Annotated in this window: 13 protein-coding genes, 3 rRNA genes and 1 riboswitch; all 16 genes read right to left on the reverse strand. The window is 42.4% G+C overall.

Features of this window, described 5'->3' with window-relative positions; all coding sequences use genetic code 11:
* Positions 1 to 35 precede the first annotated feature (35 nt).
* Entirely contained in the window at positions 36 to 1562 is a 1527-nt protein-coding gene (purH, locus tag MKY80_RS20245) for a bifunctional phosphoribosylaminoimidazolecarboxamide formyltransferase/IMP cyclohydrolase (RefSeq protein WP_342530923.1), read from the reverse strand.
* Positions 1563 to 1676: 114 nt separating this feature from the next.
* The gene (gene purN / locus MKY80_RS20250) at positions 1677 to 2246 is read right to left on the reverse strand and encodes a phosphoribosylglycinamide formyltransferase (RefSeq protein ID WP_171365958.1); all 570 of its coding nucleotides are present in this window, start codon (positions 2244 to 2246) and stop codon (positions 1677 to 1679) included.
* Complete coding sequence (gene purM / locus MKY80_RS20255) at positions 2246 to 3301, reverse strand: phosphoribosylformylglycinamidine cyclo-ligase (RefSeq protein ID WP_342530926.1); 1056 nt, start codon at positions 3299 to 3301, stop codon at positions 2246 to 2248. The genes purN and purM overlap by 1 nt, the downstream gene beginning before the upstream one ends.
* A gap of 92 nt (positions 3302 to 3393) precedes the next feature.
* A complete protein-coding gene (gene purF, locus MKY80_RS20260) occupies positions 3394 to 4818 on the reverse strand; it encodes an amidophosphoribosyltransferase (RefSeq protein WP_008173665.1) in 1425 nt (474 codons plus the stop codon).
* Positions 4794 to 7028: a phosphoribosylformylglycinamidine synthase subunit PurL gene (purL, locus tag MKY80_RS20265; RefSeq protein WP_008173666.1), complete on the reverse strand. Its 2235-nt coding sequence runs from the start codon at positions 7026 to 7028 to the stop codon at positions 4794 to 4796. Before purL ends, purF begins: the two co-directional genes overlap by 25 nt.
* Positions 7015 to 7698: a phosphoribosylformylglycinamidine synthase subunit PurQ gene (gene purQ / locus MKY80_RS20270; RefSeq protein ID WP_008173667.1), complete on the reverse strand. Its 684-nt coding sequence runs from the start codon at positions 7696 to 7698 to the stop codon at positions 7015 to 7017. The genes purL and purQ overlap by 14 nt, the downstream gene beginning before the upstream one ends.
* A 2-nt stretch (positions 7699 to 7700) precedes the next feature.
* Complete coding sequence (gene purS / locus MKY80_RS20275) at positions 7701 to 7949, reverse strand: phosphoribosylformylglycinamidine synthase subunit PurS (RefSeq protein ID WP_008173668.1); 249 nt, start codon at positions 7947 to 7949, stop codon at positions 7701 to 7703.
* Between the two features lie 2 nt (positions 7950 to 7951).
* The gene (gene purC, locus MKY80_RS20280) at positions 7952 to 8662 is read right to left on the reverse strand and encodes a phosphoribosylaminoimidazolesuccinocarboxamide synthase (protein WP_342530929.1); all 711 of its coding nucleotides are present in this window, start codon (positions 8660 to 8662) and stop codon (positions 7952 to 7954) included.
* A 130-nt stretch (positions 8663 to 8792) separates the two neighbouring features.
* On the reverse strand, positions 8793 to 10088 hold the full coding sequence (purB, locus tag MKY80_RS20285) for an adenylosuccinate lyase (protein WP_008173672.1): 1296 nt from the start codon (positions 10086 to 10088) through the stop codon (positions 8793 to 8795).
* Between the two features lie 13 nt (positions 10089 to 10101).
* Positions 10102 to 11226, reverse strand: coding sequence for a 5-(carboxyamino)imidazole ribonucleotide synthase (purK, locus tag MKY80_RS20290; RefSeq protein ID WP_008173673.1), 1125 nt, complete (start codon positions 11224 to 11226; stop codon positions 10102 to 10104).
* The gene (purE, locus tag MKY80_RS20295) at positions 11223 to 11711 is read right to left on the reverse strand and encodes a 5-(carboxyamino)imidazole ribonucleotide mutase (RefSeq protein WP_008173674.1); all 489 of its coding nucleotides are present in this window, start codon (positions 11709 to 11711) and stop codon (positions 11223 to 11225) included. Before purE ends, purK begins: the two co-directional genes overlap by 4 nt.
* Positions 11712 to 11919: 208 nt before the next feature.
* Positions 11920 to 12018, reverse strand: a riboswitch (purine riboswitch).
* Between the two features lie 83 nt (positions 12019 to 12101).
* Positions 12102 to 12305, reverse strand: a complete 204-nt coding sequence (locus tag MKY80_RS20300) for an NETI motif-containing protein (protein WP_090002996.1) — start codon at positions 12303 to 12305, stop codon at positions 12102 to 12104.
* 578 nt (positions 12306 to 12883) lie between these two features.
* Positions 12884 to 12999 (reverse strand): 5S ribosomal RNA (gene rrf, locus MKY80_RS20305).
* A gap of 187 nt (positions 13000 to 13186) precedes the next feature.
* Positions 13187 to 16114 (reverse strand): 23S ribosomal RNA (locus MKY80_RS20310).
* A gap of 234 nt (positions 16115 to 16348) precedes the next feature.
* A 16S ribosomal RNA gene (locus tag MKY80_RS20315) occupies positions 16349 to 17900 on the reverse strand.
* Together the 16S, 23S and 5S rRNA genes form the textbook arrangement of a ribosomal RNA operon.
* Before the next feature lie 511 nt (positions 17901 to 18411).
* Positions 18412 to 19713, reverse strand: a complete 1302-nt coding sequence (locus MKY80_RS20320) for an NCS2 family permease (protein WP_008173678.1) — start codon at positions 19711 to 19713, stop codon at positions 18412 to 18414.
* Between the last annotated feature and the right edge of the window lie 93 nt (positions 19714 to 19806).

The raw sequence follows: 19806 nt of genomic DNA on the forward strand, positions 1-19806 counted from the left end.
AACCCACATCTCGGTCTGTTTTATGTCATTATTAATTAATGTTTAAAATGGCGTACGCCTGTAAATACCATAGTAATGCCGTATTCATTTGCTTTATCGATTGAATCTTGATCTTTAATAGATCCACCTGGCTGAATAATAGCTGTAATACCAGCTGTGGCTGCAGCCTCAACAGTATCACTCATTGGGAAAAATGCATCTGATGCCAATGCAGCACCTTTTGCTTTTTCACCAGCTTGCTCAAAGGCAATTTTCGCAGCACCAACGCGGTTCATTTGACCAGCGCCTACACCAAGTGTCATTTGAGAATCCGTTACAACAATCGCGTTTGATTTAACATGCTTAACAACAGACCAACCAAGTTGCAATGCTTCCCATTCCTGTTTTGTTGGTTCACGATCTGTTACTACCTTTATATCTGCATTGGCAAAACCGTAGCGATCCGGTTCCTGTACAAGAAGACCGCCCTCTACAGATACTACATTAAATTGATCTTGCTTCGCTTGCTCGAACGGAATTGTTAATAAGCGAATATTTTTCTTTTTCGTTAAAATATCGAGTGCCTCTTGTGAGAAAGCCGGAGCAATAATAATTTCTAGGAAAATATGACTTAGCTTCTCAGCAGTTGCTGCATCCACTTCCATATTCAGAGCGATAATTCCACCAAAAATAGATGTTGGATCTGCTTCATACGCTTTATCAAATGCTTCCTCTAGTGTGACACCTGTTCCAACTCCACAAGGATTCATATGCTTTACAGCAACTGCAGCTGGCATTTCAAACTCTTTCACAATTTGCAAAGCTGCATTCCCATCTTGAATATTGTTATAGGATAACTCTTTACCATGTAATTGTGTTGCATAAGCTAATGAGAAATCAGAGCCAAGACGTTTTTGGTAAAATGCCGCTTTTTGGTGCGGATTTTCACCATAGCGTAAGTTCTGCTTTAATTCATACGTCATTGTTAAGCTCTCTGGGAACTCTTCTTCTGTCAAATAGTTCGAGATATACGAATCATAGGTGGCTGTGTGACGGAAAACCTTTGCAGCCAATTTACGACGTGTCTCAATTGTTGTTGCACCACCAGCTTTTAGTTCCTCTAATACTGTTGCATAGTCATTGCTGTCTACGATGACTGTTACATATTGATGGTTTTTTGCAGCGGATCGTAACATTGTAGGGCCACCGATATCAATGTTTTCAATTGCATCATCCCATGTTACATTAGGCTTTGAAATTGTTTCAACGAAAGGATAAAGATTGACACAAACAATTTCTATTGGCTCAATTCCATGCTCATTCATTTGTGCCTGATGAGAGTCATCATCAAATTTCCCTAATAAACCACCGTGAATCATAGGATTTAATGTTTTAACACGGCCGTCTAAAATTTCAGGAAACTTCGTTACTTCATCTACTGCTGTTACAGCTACTGCATTGTCCTGTAGCATTTTTTTAGTACCGCCAGTTGATAAAATTTCATAACCTAATGCTACTAATTCCTTTGCAAATTCTAAAATACCATCTTTATTGGAAACACTGATTAATGCACGTTTTGTCACAACAATATCCTCCTAATTTTTATCGTGCTCTTGCACGAACTAACTTGCTGTCAAAGATTCATAGAGTTAGGTGTTGAGTGTTGAGTAAGGTTCTCGACCTAACTCCTCCTTCAGTTATTGTAATAATTGCTGTAAAGCCTTTGTATATAATAAATGCTCTTGCTTATGGATAGCAGCTTCTGTTGCCTCTCGATTTCCTTCAATAACAGGTACAGCAGCCTGTGCGATAATTGGGCCAGTATCCATTCCTTCATCAACAAAATGCACCGTTACGCCCGTTATTTTCACCCCATGATTCAACGCTTGTCCGATAGCATCCTTCCCAGGAAAGGCTGGTAATAAGGAAGGATGAATATTAACAATTCTTTGTGGAAAAGCCGCTAATAATACATCACTGATTAAACGCATATATCCTGCAAGCACAATCCATTTCACATCGCACTCATGTAGAGCATCGACAATTGCTGTCTCGTAAGCGGCTTTCGAGGTAAAATCTTTCGGGTTCAAGGCTAACACTGGAATTTCAAAGTGTTCAGCACGTGTCACTACATATGCACCGGGCTTATCTGTCACTACTAGCTCAACCTTTGCATGCAGTTCCCCACGTTTAATAGCCTCTTGAATGGCTTGAAAATTACTACCGCTTCCTGATGCGAACACGGCAATTTTTGTTGGTGCAGTCATTACACTAAACTCCCATCATGTGTTCCATTAAACACTACTCCGTCGCCTTGAATGACACGACCGATTGTATAAGCCTTTTCACCATTTGTTTCTACTGCTGCCATAACTTTATCAGCTTCTACTGCTGGAACAGCTATGACAAAACCGATCCCCATATTAAACACATTATATAAATCCTTATCATCTAACTGACCTTTATCCTTTAGGAATTCAAAGATACGTAATACAGGCCATGAACCTAAGTCAATTTCTGTAGCTAATCCTTCAGGCATCATACGTGGTAAATTCTCATAGAAACCTCCACCAGTAACGTGGGCACAGCCGTGTACATCTGCTGCTTTTAAAGCCGCTAATACAGGCTTAGCATAAAGCTTTGTTGGGACTAATAGTGCCTCGCCGATTGGACCTAAATCTTCATAGTCTTCTACAATGGCATCCACCGCATATTGATGATCTGCAAAAACAATTTTACGTACTAAAGAATAACCGTTTGAATGCACACCACTCGAAGCAATACCAATAAGTACATCGCCCTCGACAATTTTTTCTCCTGTCACAATGGCAGACTTTTCACAAGCCCCCACCGCAAAGCCAGCTAAATCATATTCATCTTCTTCATATAGACCTGGCATTTCTGCTGTTTCGCCACCAATTAGAGCTGCACCAGATTGCACACAGCCATCCGCAACCCCTTTAACAATTTGCTCAATTTTTGCAGGCTCTGCTTTCCCAAGTGCTACGTAATCTAAAAAGTATAGCGGCTCCGCTCCTTGTGCAACGATATCATTCACGCACATTGCTACACAATCCACACCAATAGTATCGTGCTTGTCTACCATGAATGCTAGCTTTAGCTTTGTCCCTACACCATCAGTTCCTGAAATAAGAACAGGTTCTTTTAGATTTAGTTCTGACAAGTCAAACATACCACCAAAGCCACCAAACGTTCCCATGACACCTAGTCGGTTCGTACGTTCTACATGAGATTTCATTCGTTTTACAGCTTCATAGCCCGCTTCAATATTTACACCTGCTTGTTCATATGCCTTTGACACGCAGAGTTCCTCCTTATCATCTAAATCGCCTACGAGTATCCTAGAACTTTTTATAATCTCCTAGAAGAGACTCATTCATTGCGATGTATTTCTTAACGTAATAGTTCCTTTTCATGTGGTAAGATGGTATCCGGGAATATCTCAGTTGGATATTTACCTGTAAAGCATGCAAGGCATAGTCCACGGTTTTCATCTTCATATGGACGTGCAATGGTCTCAACCATGCCTTCAACAGAAAGGAAAGTCAGAGAATCTGCACCAATTACTTCACGAATTTCATCTACTTTATGACTAGATGCAATAAGTTCCTCATGTGTTGACGTATCAATGCCATAATAACAAGGATTTGTCATAGGTGGGGACGAAATAACCACGTGAACCTCTGCTGCACCAGCATCTTTTAACATTTTGACAATTCGACGTGAAGTTGTTCCGCGTACAATAGAATCGTCCACCATAACTACGCGTTTACCTTTGACAACTTGAACAACTGGTGAAAGCTTCATTTTCACACCACGTTCGCGTAATTCCTGTGTCGGTTGAATAAAAGTACGTCCTACATAACGATTTTTAATCAGACCAAGTTCATAAGGTATACCACTTTCTTCTGCAAAACCGATGGCAGCTGAAATACTAGAATCTGGTACCCCAGTTACAACATCAGCCTCAATATGTGCACATTCACGAGCAAGCTGTTTCCCCATACGTTTACGTGCCATATGGACATTAATACCATCAATATCCGAATCAGGACGTGCCAGATATACATATTCCATCGCACACATAGAACGCTTTTCCATATCAGCAAAGCGGTCTGACTTAACGCCCTCATCGTTAATAATCAATAATTCACCTGGTTCTACAGAACGAACGAATTCTGCTCCTATTAAATCAAATGCACAAGTTTCAGAAGCTACTACCCAGCCTTCTCCTAACTTTCCAAGAGAGAGCGGGCGTAAACCATGTGGATCACGTGCAACAAGCATTTCATCCTTTGTCATAATTAAGCAAGAATACGCACCCTTTAATAATGAAAGGGCATTTTTCACCTTAGCCCGAAATGGTGAATGCGAACTTTTCTTAATAAGATGCGCCAGCACTTCTGTATCAGAGCTAGAATGAAAAATACTACCTTGTCGCTCTAAATACTGTTTCAGATGTGTCGCATTGACTAAGTTACCGTTATGGGCAATGGAAAGGCTACCAGTTGAGGAATGGAATAATAATGGCTGTACATTTTCAATACCACCACCACCAGCAGTTGTATAACGAACATGGGCAATTGCTGCTTTGCCGTTCACTGCCTTTAATTTATCTTCGTTGAAAACATCATTAACTAGTCCTTCGCCTTTTACCGCGCGAAGGTGCTGACCATCAGAAACGACGATACCTGCGCCTTCTTGACCACGGTGTTGAAGAGCATGAAGCCCGTAATAACTAAGGTGCGCTGGATTTGGGTTACCCCAAATGCCAAACACCCCACATTCTTCGTTTAAGCCTCTGAGTTCAGCAAGCATGGGATTGCTCCTTTCCAATTAGAACGGAATTCCTCCACTGTACCTTCTACAAGCACACCTTTGTCCCCGTTGATTTTAACAAGTGCATCGTTTGTTACGACACCAATTTTATGAGCATCTTTGATGATTTCGACAAATGCAGCTGCATGTTCTTCTTTAACTGTAACAACAAAACGTGATTGACTTTCACTGAATAACACAGTTGTAGCAGAACCCGTTAATGTAACATCAACACCAAGTCCATTTGCACTGAAAGTTTTTTCTGCAATAGCCACTGCAAGACCACCTTCAGCGACATCATGTGCAGACTGTACAAGACCAGCTTTTATAGCTTTTAATAAAGCCTGCTGACGTGCTGCTTCCACCTCTAGATCGATAGCTGGTGCTTTCCCAGAAATAACGCCATTATTTAATAATTTTTGAAGCTCTGAACCACCGAACTCAGTCGTTGTTTCACCAATGACAAATACGATATCTCCTGCAGCTTTTACTTCCTGTGTTGTAACATGTGCTAAGTCTTCAATTAGACCTACCATACCAATTGTTGGTGTTGGATAAACGGCTTCACCTGAACGCTCATTATAAAGCGATACGTTACCGCCAATCACTGGTGCATTCAATGCTGTACATGCAGCCGAAATACCATCAGCAGATTTTTCAATTTGCCAGAAGATTTCTGGCTTCTCTGGATTACCAAAGTTTAAGCAGTCTGTAATTGCAAGTGGTGTACCACCAGAAGCAACAATATTACGAGCTGCTTCAGCCACTGCAATAGCTCCGCCCACCTCTGGATCTAAATAAATATAGCGAGAGTTGCAGTCTGTTGTCATGGCTAACCCTTTATTTGTACCACGTACACGAATAACGGCAGCATCTGAGCCTGGTTTAACAACAGTTGACGTACGAACCTGATAATCGTACTGATCGTAAACCCATTCTTTCGAAGCAATTGTCGGTGCTTTTAATAAAGCATTTAATGTTTCTTTATAATCCATAACAGCTGGCTCTGTATTTTCAATTGCTTGGAACTGAGCATAGTAAGCAGGTTCAGCAGATGGTTTATGGTAAACTGGTGCATCCTCAGCTAACGCATCAGCAGGTACTTCTGCCACTACTTGTCCATTGTGTAAAAGACGAAGCATTTTATCATCTGTTACACGGCCAATTGCTACCGCATCTAAATCATATTTATCAAAAATCGCCTTAATTTCATCTTCGCGACCCTTTTTCACAACTAATAGCATTCGTTCTTGAGATTCAGATAGCATCATTTCGTATGCTGTCATACCTGTCTCACGTTGAGGTACTAAATCTAAATTCATTTCTACACCAGAACCAGCCTTTGAAGCCATTTCTGCTGAAGAAGAAGTAAGACCAGCTGCGCCCATATCTTGAATCCCAACTAGAGCATCAGATTTTACAACTTCTAAACATGCTTCAAGTAAAAGCTTCTCCATGAATGGGTCCCCTACTTGTACCGCTGGACGTTGATTTTCTGATTCCTCTGTTAATTCTTCAGAAGCAAATGTCGCACCATGAATTCCGTCTCGTCCTGTTTTCGCACCCACGTACATAACTGTATTTCCAACACCTGCTGCAATACCTCGTTGAATATCTTTATGATCAATTAAGCCTACACACATGGCATTAACAAGTGGATTGCCTTCATAGCAAGGATCAAATTGAATTTCGCCACCTACTGTAGGGATACCGATACAGTTACCATATCCAGCGATCCCAGCTACGACTTCTTCAAATAGATATTTACCGCGCGCTGATTTTAATTCACCAAAGCGTAATGAGTTCAGCATGGCGATAGGACGTGCCCCCATAGAGAAAACATCACGGATAATACCGCCAACACCAGTGGCAGCCCCTTGATATGGCTCAATTGCAGATGGATGGTTATGAGACTCCATTTTAAACACTACGGCTTGCTCGTCACCGATATCAACAATACCTGCACCTTCACCAGGTCCTTGTAAAACTTGTGGCCCCTTTGTAGGGAATTTACGTAATACCGGCTTTGAATTTTTGTATGAGCAGTGCTCAGACCACATTACTGAGAAAAGACCTGTCTCTGTCCAATTAGGTAGACGTTCTAAAATACCTTCTACCAATGCAAATTCTTCGTCTGACATCCCCATACCAGCGTATAGCTTTTCGTCTTTAATTTGCTGTGCTGTTGGCTCAAACTTAGTTGTTGACATGATTTTCCCTCCACTGCTTCACAATTGATTTAAATACTGCTAAACCGTCTGCGCCACCCACCAGTGCATCAACAGCTCGTTCTGGGTGAGGCATCATCCCTAATACATTGCCGCGCTCGTTTATAATCCCTGCGATATCTTCTAAAGAACCATTTGGATTGTCGCCTGAGTATGTGAATACGATTTGATTATTATCTTTTAGTGATTGTAAAGTCTCCTCATCACAGTAGTAATTCCCTTCACCATGTGCGATTGGGATATGAATAATTTGATCTTGCTCGTATTGGTTTGTGAATAATGTATTGTTGTTCTCCACTTTTAGTTTCACTGTACGGCACATAAATTTCAAGTTTTTATTGCGTAATAAAGCACCTGGCAATAGCCCTGCTTCTGTTAGAATTTGGAATCCATTACATACACCTAGTACAGGTTTACCAGCGTCTGCTGCTTTCTTAACTTCTGCCATAATGTTAGATTGATTAGCCATTGCACCACAACGAAGATAATCTCCATATGAAAATCCTCCAGGTACTAATACGCCATCAAAGCCACTTAGATCTGTTGCTGTATGCCATACATATTCTACTTCTTCACCTAGCTCGTCTTTAATCGCATGATACATATCGATATCACAGTTTGACCCAGGGAATACGAGTACTGCGAATTTCATGATTAGTTAGCCTCCTCGACTTCATAACGGTAGTCCTCAATTACAACGTTCGTTAAAACCTTTTCACACATTTCTTTTACTAGAGTATCAATGTCACGCTCTGAATCTTTAATTGATAGTTCAAGATATTTACCGATACGTAAATCCTCTACTTCACCGTAGCCCATTTTAGCTAAAGAACCCTGTACTGCAGAGCCTTGTGGATCAAGAATGCTCTCACGTAATGTTACATAGATTTTTACTTTTTTCATTGTTATTTGCCTCCGAGTCTAGAAAGTATAATAGTATAAACTTCAGTTAAATTACCAAGGTCTCTACGAAAAACATCTTTGTCTAACTTTTGCTTCGTTGTTGCATCCCAAAGTCGACATGTATCTGGTGAAATTTCATCTGCCAATAATACATGGCCATCTGCATCACGGCCAAACTCTAATTTAAAATCAATTAGTGTCACATTAACATCAGCAAAGATTGGCTGTAGAACTTTGTTAATAGCTAGTGCCTTCTCGTAAATAGCCGATACTTCAGCAGACGTTGCAAGCTCCAGAATGTCTATATGCTCTGTTGTGATGAATGGATCACCTAACTCATCGTCTTTATAGTAAAACTCAACGATTGGTCGTTTTAAAGGTGTGCCCTCTTCAAGTCCAATACGTTTTGCTAAACTTCCTGCAACTATATTACGAACGACTACTTCAATCGGGATAATATCTACTTTTTTTACAAGTTGTTGCGTATCAGATAATTGTTTTACGAAATGTGACGCAATTCCGTTTCCTTGTAATTTTTCGAAAATTAATGAAGTAATGCGATTATTTAAAATGCCTTTACCTTCTATTTCCTCTTTCTTTTCACCATTGAATGCAGTCGCACTATCCTTGTACTCAACAAGCAGCACATTTGGCTCCTCCGTTGTATACAATTTTTTTGCTTTACCCTCATACAAAAGTTGACCTTTAGTCATTCGTTTTTCCCCCTGATATTATGAGATACGCTTTTATGAATGATCAGAATCGAACCGTGTTCTCCACGGTTCAATTCCGAAGCATTTACTGGTGGCACTAACATTTATTTTTTTATTGGCGAAATAAATATTAGTTAAGTCCTAGACGTTCAAAAATCATATCGACATGCTGTAAGTGGTAGTTGTAATCGAAGCACTCATCCAGCTCTTCTTTTGTTAAATAAGATGTGATTTTTTCACTTGCATCGACTAATGTGCGGAACTGTACCTGTTCGTCCCACGCTTGCATAGCTAAAGGCTGTACAGTATCATACGCTTCCTCACGTACTAATCCTTTATCAATTAATGCTAACAAAATGCGCTGAGAGTAAATAAGGCCATATGTGCGAGTCATATTACGTTTCATGTTTTCAGGGAATACTGTTAAGTTTTTCACTATATTACCGAAGCGACTTAACATATAGTTAAGAGTAATTGTTGCATCCGGTAAAATAACGCGTTCTGCAGAAGAATGAGAAATATCACGTTCATGCCATAAAGCGACATTTTCATAAGCTGTCACCATGTATCCACGCATTAAACGCGACATTCCAACCATATTTTCAGAACCGATTGGATTACGTTTATGTGGCATTGCTGATGATCCTTTTTGACCTTTTGCAAAAGCTTCTTCCACTTCACGCGTTTCAGATTTCTGTAAACCGCGAATTTCTGTTGCAAATTTTTCAATGGAAGTAGCAATTAAAGCTAATGCACCTAAATATTGCGCATGACGATCACGCTGTAAAGTTTGTGTTGAAATTGGTGATGCAGCCAGACCTAGTTGATCACAAACATATTGCTCAACGCGAGGATCGATATTGGCATATGTTCCAACAGCGCCAGACATTTTCCCTGTTTCAATAACTTTAGCGGCTGCTTCAAAACGTTCCAGGTTACGCTTCATTTCCTCATACCATAAACCAAGCTTTAAACCGAAAGTTGTTGGCTCTGCATGGACGCCATGTGTGCGGCCCATCATCACTGTATGTTTATGTTCTTTTGCCTTAGCAGCAATAATATCAATGAAATTCACGATATCTTTACGTAAAATATCATTTGCTTGTTTGATTAAATAAGAAAGTGCTGTGTCAACTACGTCTGTAGAAGTTAGTCCATAATGTACCCATTTACGTTCCTCACCAAGTGTTTCCGAAACGGCACGTGTAAAGGCCACTACGTCATGACGAGTTTCTTGTTCAATTTCTAAAATACGGTTCACATCAAATGAAGCATTTTCACGAATTTTAGCAACATCCTCTTTCGGAATATCACCTATTTCTGCCCACGCCTCACAAGCTAGGATTTCTACTTCTAGCCAAGCTTGATATTTATTTTGTTCTGTCCATATTGCGCCCATTTCGGGTCTTGTGTAACGTTCAATCATTGCGTATCTCCTTCTATTCTGACCAAATGCCAGAACTCTCGATTTGTTGTAATGTTTCTTCTAAGTTTTTTGTCATAATCGTTACATGGCCCATCTTACGGTTGACCTTAGCTTCAGCTTTCCCATAAAGATGGATAGACCATTCAGGATATTTAGCAATGGAGTTACTCAATGGCACGACATGCTGCCCTAATACATTGATCATAATGGATGGTGCCCAAAGTTCTGGCTTACGTAATGGCCAACCACACACAGCTCGTATATGCTGATGGAATTGTGAAACATTACACGCCTCTATTGAATAGTGACCTGAATTATGAGGTCTTGGTGCTAATTCATTAATAACAATGCCACCATCTTCTAACACGAACATTTCTACCGCTAACGTTCCTACTAAATGTAAGTAATCAGCAATTTTTAAAGCTTCTCGTTCCGCAGCCTGAGCTGTGCTTTCTGTTATGCGAGCAGGCACAATTGTTTCATGCAGAATATGATGAACATGAATGTTCTCTCCAACTGGCTGACAATACGATTCACCACTACCATTTCTTTGAACAATGACCGATACCTCTTTTACGAAGGGCACGAATCCTTCTGCAATACATGAAGAATGCGTGAAGAGTTCTTTCGCTAATGGAAGATCTTCAGTTGATTTTAACAGCTGCTGTCCCTTGCCATCATAACCACCGCTTGCTGTTTTGACTATACAAGGATAACCAATCGAATCAATATTGGCTACTAATTCTTCATAAGTTTTTGCAACAATATATGGTGCTACTGGGCAACCAGCTTTCACAATGGCTTCTTTTTCGGTTATACGGTTTTGTGTAATGCGTACTAACTCGGCCCCCTGAGGAACATAAGCCATTTGTGATAAACGTTTTAAGCCTTCATAATCAATATTTTCAAATTCATATGTGATAACATCACTGACTTCTGCAAGTTCTTCTAAAGCAGCTTCATCATCATATGGAGCTACAATACGAACATCTGCCACTTGCCCACAAGGTGAGTCCATTGCTGGTTCAAGTACCGCAATTTTAAAACCAGACTCCTTTGCAGCAAGAGCCATCATTCGACCAAGCTGTCCCCCACCTATAATACCTATCGTTTGTCCAGGATAAATAATTTTTGTCACACTAAGTCACCTGTGCTTTCTAATACTTGCTGCTTTGTAGCTTCACGTCGAGCATCTAATGCTTCAGCAAGTTCTGCATCTGTCGTTGACAAAATTTGAGCGGCTAGTAAACCAGCGTTTGTTGCTCCCGCTTTCCCAATAGCTACAGTTGCTACAGGCACACCACCAGGCATTTGAACGATGGATAACAGTGAATCAAGCCCATTCAGCGCACGTGATTGAACTGGTACACCGATTACAGGTAAAGTTGTTTTAGCTGCTACCATTCCAGGTAAATGTGCGGCTCCACCTGCCCCAGCTATAATTACTTGTATTCCCCGTTTGCGTGCTGTTTCGGCATACTCAAACATTAAATCTGGTGTTCGATGTGCAGATACAACCTTCTTTTCGTACGGTACTTGTAATTCGTCTAAAATATCACATGCATGTTTCATTGTTTCCCAGTCACTTGAACTACCCATAATGACACCGATTTTCGGATTCATAAATTGTCGCTCCTTTTAAACGATAGAAAAATGATCAATTATTGTGCAAGCCTCTATATGAATAGCTCTGCAATTTTTTTTACCTTTTTACAAAGAAAATCCTCAAATAAACTACTCTCTACCTTTACGCGTGAAAGCAGCTTACTTGAGGACTTATTAGGGCAAGAATTTGTCAATGTACAAACCGTACATTGATCTTCTCATAAAAGCCAAAAGTGCTTTCCCGCATAGTCCAGCATTTACGGTGCCGGGTAGAGACACTAGAGCCAATCCTCTAGCATATATGTGGGATTTATTTGTTTTTCCTTATCACATTTTAACAAGGGATCGTATTATCGTCAATGCAAAAATGCGAACATTTTTTATAAGCTCAAAAAAAACGTTCGGATTTTAGTCAAAATCATTCGTATCTTGAGTAGGTATAGCTTTAAATTGAATTTTTTGACGTAATAACGTGGGTTCACCATCGACTAAGTGAAAAAGGGGCTCTTCTTTTCGACCAATAGCCATGTACCCATCGTGTCGCATTCTTTCTAAACATTCTTCTATGGACTCGTTTTCTTTTACTTCATACCAAATTTGCTTCTTTCCCAACTGTTTCTCCCTTTCAATACATTAATTTATTTCCTAGCACTTGTTCCTTCATTATACCTTGAGATGCCTTAGGAGTGTGTAAGAACAAATTAATTGTTTATTAAATATAAAAAAACTGCGGATGGATATCCGCAGTTTGGATTACCGTTCAGCTAAATCCATACAAGGCTTTTATATAGATGCCTAGAAATAGTAGCAATAAAAATGAATGTAGGACAACAAGAATGAAACGAAACTCTCCTTTAATACCTAAAAGGGCACTCACAATACCTATTCCACCTAATATAAATGGCATTAACATACTGATGTCATTAAGGAATTTTAAAAAACGCCCCTACCCTTTCGTAGAATCATAACCAAACATTAAGAGTGTGAGGAGTAGGCAAAAAATCGAAAGAGACGAAAAAATAGTATGCCTCATTTTCATTCCTCCGTTATTCTGTTCAAGTATAAGTAGGAAATGCTATCTATGTTAGTTATCTTTTCATCTGTATAAATTTAATATGTAGTGTATGAGACCATGATTTTTTAGTTGATAAAATAAAAAAGCCATGGAAGATATCCATGACTTCATAAGTGCCTAGCGACGTCCTACTCTCACAGGGGGAAGCCCCCAACTACCATCGGCGCTAAAGAGCTTAACTTCCGTGTTCGGTATGGGAACGGGTGTGACCTCTTTGCCATCATCACTAGACTATTTTCGGCTTTCAATATACATCGCATTTCTCCGTCAGCTTCTGTCGTTCAGTCAGTCACGTACTTGAGTACGTTCCTTCCCTCTCTCCATTGCTTCCTCGAACTACTCGTATCTTGAAACCCTTCATAAAAGAAATTATTCTTTCAAAACTGGATAAACGGTTCATTGAAGGTTTCAAACATTTTTGGTTAAGTCCTCGATCGATTAGTATTCGTCAGCTCCATGTGTCACCACACTTCCACCTCGAACCTATCTACCTCATCGTCTTTGAGGGATCTTACTTACTTGCGTAATGGGAAATCTCATCTTGAGGGGGGCTTCATGCTTAGATGCTTTCAGCACTTATCCCGTCCACACATAGCTACCCAGCGATGCCTTTGGCAAGACAACTGGTACACCAGCGGTGTGTCCATCCCGGTCCTCTCGTACTAAGGACAGCTCCTCTCAAATTTCCTACGCCCACGACGGATAGGGACCGAACTGTCTCACGACGTTCTGAACCCAGCTCGCGTACCGCTTTAATGGGCGAACAGCCCAACCCTTGGGACCGACTACAGCCCCAGGATGCGATGAGCCGACATCGAGGTGCCAAACCTCCCCGTCGATGTGGACTCTTGGGGGAGATAAGCCTGTTATCCCCGGGGTAGCTTTTATCCGTTGAGCGATGGCCCTTCCATGCGGAACCACCGGATCACTAAGCCCGTCTTTCGACCCTGCTCGACTTGTAGGTCTCGCAGTCAAGCTCCCTTGTGCCTTTACACTCTACGAATGATTTCCAACCATTCTGAGGGAACCTTTGGGCGCCTCCGTTACCTTTTAGGAGGCGACCGCCCCAGTCAAACTGTCCGCCTGACACTGTCTCCTGCCCCGCTAAGGGGCATGGGTTAGAATTTCAATACAACCAGGGTAGTATCCCACCGACGCCTCCTTCGAAGCTGGCGCTCCGAGATCTCTGGCTCCTACCTATCCTGTACAAGTTGTACCAAAATTCAATATCAGGCTACAGTAAAGCTCCACGGGGTCTTTCCGTCCTGTCGCGGGTAACCTGCATCTTCACAGGTACTATAATTTCACCGAGTCTCTCGTTGAGACAGTGCCCAGATCGTTACGCCTTTCGTGCGGGTCGGAACTTACCCGACAAGGAATTTCGCTACCTTAGGACCGTTATAGTTACGGCCGCCGTTTACTGGGGCTTCAATTCGCAGCTTCGCTTGCGCTAACCACTCCTCTTAACCTTCCAGCACCGGGCAGGCGTCAGCCCCTATACGTCACCTTACGGTTTTGCAGAGACCTGTGTTTTTGCTAAACAGTCGCCTGGGCCTATTCACTGCGGCTCTCATGCGCTTGCACGCTCAAGAGCACCCCTTCTCCCGAAGTTACGGGGTCATTTTGCCGAGTTCCTTAACGAGAGTTCTCTCGCACACCTTAGGATTCTCTCCTCGACTACCTGTGTCGGTTTGCGGTACGGGCACCTCTCACCTCGATAGAGGCTTTTCTTGGCAGTGTGAAATCAGGAACTTCGTCCATACGGACTCGCCATCACAGCTCAACGTTACAGTGTGCGGATTTGCCTACACACACGCCTTACTGCTTGGACGCGCATAACCAACAGCGCGCTTACCCTATCCTACTGCGTCCCCCCATTTCTCAAACGGTGAGGAGGTGGTACAGGAATATCAACCTGTTGTCCATCGCCTACGCCTATCGGCCTCGGCTTAGGTCCCGACTAACCCTGAGCGGACGAGCCTTCCTCAGGAAACCTTAGTCATACGGTGGACGGGATTCTCACCCGTCTTTCGCTACTCATACCGGCATTCTCACTTCTAAGCGCTCCACCAGTCCTTCCGGTCTGACTTCAACGCACTTAGAACGCTCTCCTACCACTGACATCGTAGATGTCAATCCACAGCTTCGGTGAATCGTTTAGCCCCGATACATTTTCGGCGCAGCGTCACTCGACCAGTGAGCTATTACGCACTCTTTAAATGATGGCTGCTTCTAAGCCAACATCCTGGTTGTCTGTGCAACGCCACATCCTTTTCCACTTAACGATTACTTTGGGACCTTAGCTGGTGGTCTGGGCTGTTTCCCTTTTGACTACGGATCTTATCACTCGCAGTCTGACTCCCGTGTATAAATATCTGGCATTCGGAGTTTGTCTGAATTCGGTAAACCGGGATGGCCCCCTAGTCCAAACAGTGCTCTACCTCCAGTATTCTCATCACGAGGCTAGCCCTAAAGCTATTTCGGAGAGAACCAGCTATCTCCAAGTTCGATTGGAATTTCTCCGCTACCCACACCTCATCCCCGCACTTTTCAACGTGCGTGGGTTCGGGCCTCCAGTAAGTGTTACCTTACCTTCACCCTGGACATGGGTAGATCACCTGGTTTCGGGTCTACGACCACGTACTATTTCGCCCTATTCAGACTCGCTTTCGCTGCGGCTCCGCCTTCTAAAGCTTAACCTCGCACGTAATCGTAACTCGCCGGTTCATTCTACAAAAGGCACGCTATCACCCATTAACGGGCTCTAACTACTTGTAGGCACACGGTTTCAGGATCTCTTTCACTCCCCTTCCGGGGTGCTTTTCACCTTTCCCTCACGGTACTGGTTCACTATCGGTCACTAGGTAGTATTTAGCCTTGGGAGATGGTCCTCCCGGATTCCGACGGAATTTCACGTGTTCCGCCGTACTCAGGATCCACTCAGGAGGGAACGAACTTTCGACTACAGGGCTTTTACCTGCTCTGGCGGACCTTTCCAAGTCGCTTCATCTAACTCGCTCTTTTGTAACTCCGTATTGAGTGTCCTACAACCCCAAGAGGCAAGCCTCTTGGTTTGGGCTCTTCCCGTTTCGCTCGCCGCTACTCAGGGAATCGATTTTTCTTTCTCTTCCTCCAGGTACTTAGATGTTTCAGTTCCCTGGGTCTGCCTTCAAGACGCTATGTATTCACGTCAAGATACTACGCGATTAAACGTAGTGGGTTCCCCCATTCGGAAATCTCCGGATCAAAGCTCACTTACAGCTCCCCGAAGCATATCGGTGTTAGTGCCGTCCTTCTTCGGCTCCTAGTGCCAAGGCATTCGCCGTGCGCCCTTAATAACTTAACCTATCAGCTTCCAATACACATCGCATTTAACTGCTCGTGTCTTGAAACCTTTTAATGTTATTAAGCCTATAAAAAACTTAAAAAAATAAATGTGTTTGTTACTATTTCAATGTCGTTTTATCCAGTTTTCAAAGAACAAGTTTTGAAGTATTTCATTCAGAAGAATGAACCTTCAAAACTGAACGCAAAACGTAATCTTACAAACCCAAGGTTTGTATTCCGAAAATATCCTTAGAAAGGAGGTGATCCAGCCGCACCTTCCGATACGGCTACCTTGTTACGACTTCACCCCAATCATCTATCCCACCTTCGGCGGCTGGCTCCAAAAGGTTACCTCACCGACTTCGGGTGTTACAAACTCTCGTGGTGTGACGGGCGGTGTGTACAAGGCCCGGGAACGTATTCACCGCGGCATGCTGATCCGCGATTACTAGCGATTCCGGCTTCATGTAGGCGAGTTGCAGCCTACAATCCGAACTGAGAACGACTTTATCGGATTAGCTCCCTCTCGCGAGTTGGCAACCGTTTGTATCGTCCATTGTAGCACGTGTGTAGCCCAGGTCATAAGGGGCATGATGATTTGACGTCATCCCCACCTTCCTCCGGTTTGTCACCGGCAGTCACCTTAGAGTGCCCAACTAAATGATGGCAACTAAGATCAAGGGTTGCGCTCGTTGCGGGACTTAACCCAACATCTCACGACACGAGCTGACGACAACCATGCACCACCTGTCACCGTTGCCCCCGAAGGGGAAACTATATCTCTACAGTGGTCAACGGGATGTCAAGACCTGGTAAGGTTCTTCGCGTTGCTTCGAATTAAACCACATGCTCCACCGCTTGTGCGGGCCCCCGTCAATTCCTTTGAGTTTCAGTCTTGCGACCGTACTCCCCAGGCGGAGTGCTTAATGCGTTAGCTGCAGCACTAAGGGGCGGAAACCCCCTAACACTTAGCACTCATCGTTTACGGCGTGGACTACCAGGGTATCTAATCCTGTTTGCTCCCCACGCTTTCGCGCCTCAGTGTCAGTTACAGACCAGATAGTCGCCTTCGCCACTGGTGTTCCTCCAAATCTCTACGCATTTCACCGCTACACTTGGAATTCCACTATCCTCTTCTGCACTCAAGTCTCCCAGTTTCCAATGACCCTCCACGGTTGAGCCGTGGGCTTTCACATCAGACTTAAGAAACCACCTGCGCGCGCTTTACGCCCAATAATTCCGGACAACGCTTGCCACCTACGTATTACCGCGGCTGCTGGCACGTAGTTAGCCGTGGCTTTCTAATAAGGTACCGTCAAGGTACAGCCAGTTACTACTGTACTTGTTCTTCCCTTACAACAGAGTTTTACGAACCGAAATCCTTCTTCACTCACGCGGCGTTGCTCCATCAGGCTTTCGCCCATTGTGGAAGATTCCCTACTGCTGCCTCCCGTAGGAGTCTGGGCCGTGTCTCAGTCCCAGTGTGGCCGATCACCCTCTCAGGTCGGCTACGCATCGTCGCCTTGGTGAGCCGTTACCTCACCAACTAGCTAATGCGCCGCGGGCCCATCCTATAGCGACAGCCGAAACCGTCTTTCAGTGTTTCACCATGAGGTGAAACAGATTATTCGGTATTAGCCCCGGTTTCCCGGAGTTATCCCAAACTATAAGGTAGGTTGCCCACGTGTTACTCACCCGTCCGCCGCTAACGTCGAAGGAGCAAGCTCCTTCTCTGTTCGCTCGACTTGCATGTATTAGGCACGCCGCCAGCGTTCGTCCTGAGCCAGGATCAAACTCTCCATAAAAGAAATTTGATTAGCTCAAATTGTTTTGCTGGCATCAATTTTGATGTCCAAAATTTTGCTTCGTTCACTAGCTAAGCTAGTTACTTAAAACTTTATTGATTACGTTTTGCTTGTTCAGTTTTCAAGGTTCATTTACTAGTTACTTTCAAGTAACTTTTTATAATTTAACATATTGTCAACTCGTTGTCAACTGTCTACGTTAATATTTTTCAAGTTGTTCGTTTGTTTCGTAACAACGTGTTTAAATATATCATCATAAAACAAAGTTTGCAAGTGTTTCATTAAAGTAAAACTATTCTTATTATTACAAAGTGAGTTTCTTCTATATAATGGTGAAAACAACTTTATATAATTCGTTATAGTTATGCTTTATTTTATATAGTAAAAGAGACGAATAGAATAACAATAAAAGTATTTAATTATTTACCGTTCCTATCCCAATAATAAAAAATCACCTCCATCGTTAGAACTTATCCTTAACAATGGAGGTGATTTTCAACATGTATTTAATTTATCGTACCCAAATGAAATACGCCAGGAAGACAAAGAATAAACCATACATCATAGGGTGAATTTCTTTTTTACGTCCCGCTAATAACATTGTGATCGGATAGAACACGAAGCCAATTGCAATACCCGTAGCAATGGAATAACCAAGAGGCATCATTAATACGGTAAAGAATGCTGGTACTGCAATCTCAAATTTATCCCAATCAATTAAACGTAATGATGATACCATCAGTACTCCTACAATAACTAGAGCAGGTGCTGTTACTGCTGGTGTTACTACTGCTAATAACGGAGAGAAGAATAATGCTACTAAGAAAAGTACTGCTGTTACTACTGCTGAGAACCCAGAGCGAGCTCCAGCTGCTACCCCTGAAGTTGATTCTACATAGGCAGTAGTCGTAGATGTACCAAATAAAGAACCAATTGTTGTTGCAAGTGCATCTGCCATTAATGCGCGACCTGCACGTGGTAATTTATTATCTTTTACTAAGCCAGCCTGTGTTGCCACAGCCATTAAAGTCCCTGCTGTATCGAAGAAATCTACAAACAAGAACGTTAATACAACTACTAAAAACTTCACGTTAAATAGTGATTCAATATCTCCAAGTGGTTGTAGTGCCACCATGAATGTAGAATCCACACTTGGAATAGCAGAAACAATTGCCGTTGGAGGTTCAATAATACCTGTCACCATACCAATAATCGCAGTAATAACCATCCCTAAGAAAATACCAACACTGCGTAATTTAATAATTAGAATAACAGATAAAACAATTCCGAATACCGCTAGTAATGTAGCACCAGTGAAAGTTCCTAAAGTTACTAATGTAGCTGGACTATCTACAATAATCCCTGCTCCTTGTAAACCTACGAAAGTAATAAACAATCCAATACCTGCCGAAACAGCATATTTAAGTTGAACTGGTATGGCATTAATAACGGTTTCACGAATACCTGTTAGAGATAAAATGATAAAGATAATCCCAGAGAAGAATACGCCAGTTAAACCTGTTTGCCATGGAATACCGTAAGCCCCGACTACAGTAAAGGCGAAGAATGCGTTTAATCCCATACCAGGAGCTAGTGAAATTGGGAATTTAGCGAAAATACCCATTATTAAAGAACCAACTGCTGCAGCTAATGCTGTTGCTACGAAAACAGCACCTTTATCCATCCCTGCATTTTCTAGTATACCTGGGTTAACAGCTAGAATATATGCCATCGCAAGGAAGGTTGTAATACCACCTATTATTTCTCGGCGGTAATTAGTTCCTAATTCATCAAACATGAAATATTTTTTCATTATAAAAAAATCCTCCGTATGGTCGTCCTCAATATCGAAAACAAAAAAGACACGCTGACTAATCTACTAGTCGCATGTCTACGATATATTTCA

This window comes from Lysinibacillus sp. FSL R5-0849 (assembly GCF_038595075.1).
GTDB lineage: Bacteria > Bacillota > Bacilli > Bacillales_A > Planococcaceae > Lysinibacillus > Lysinibacillus fusiformis.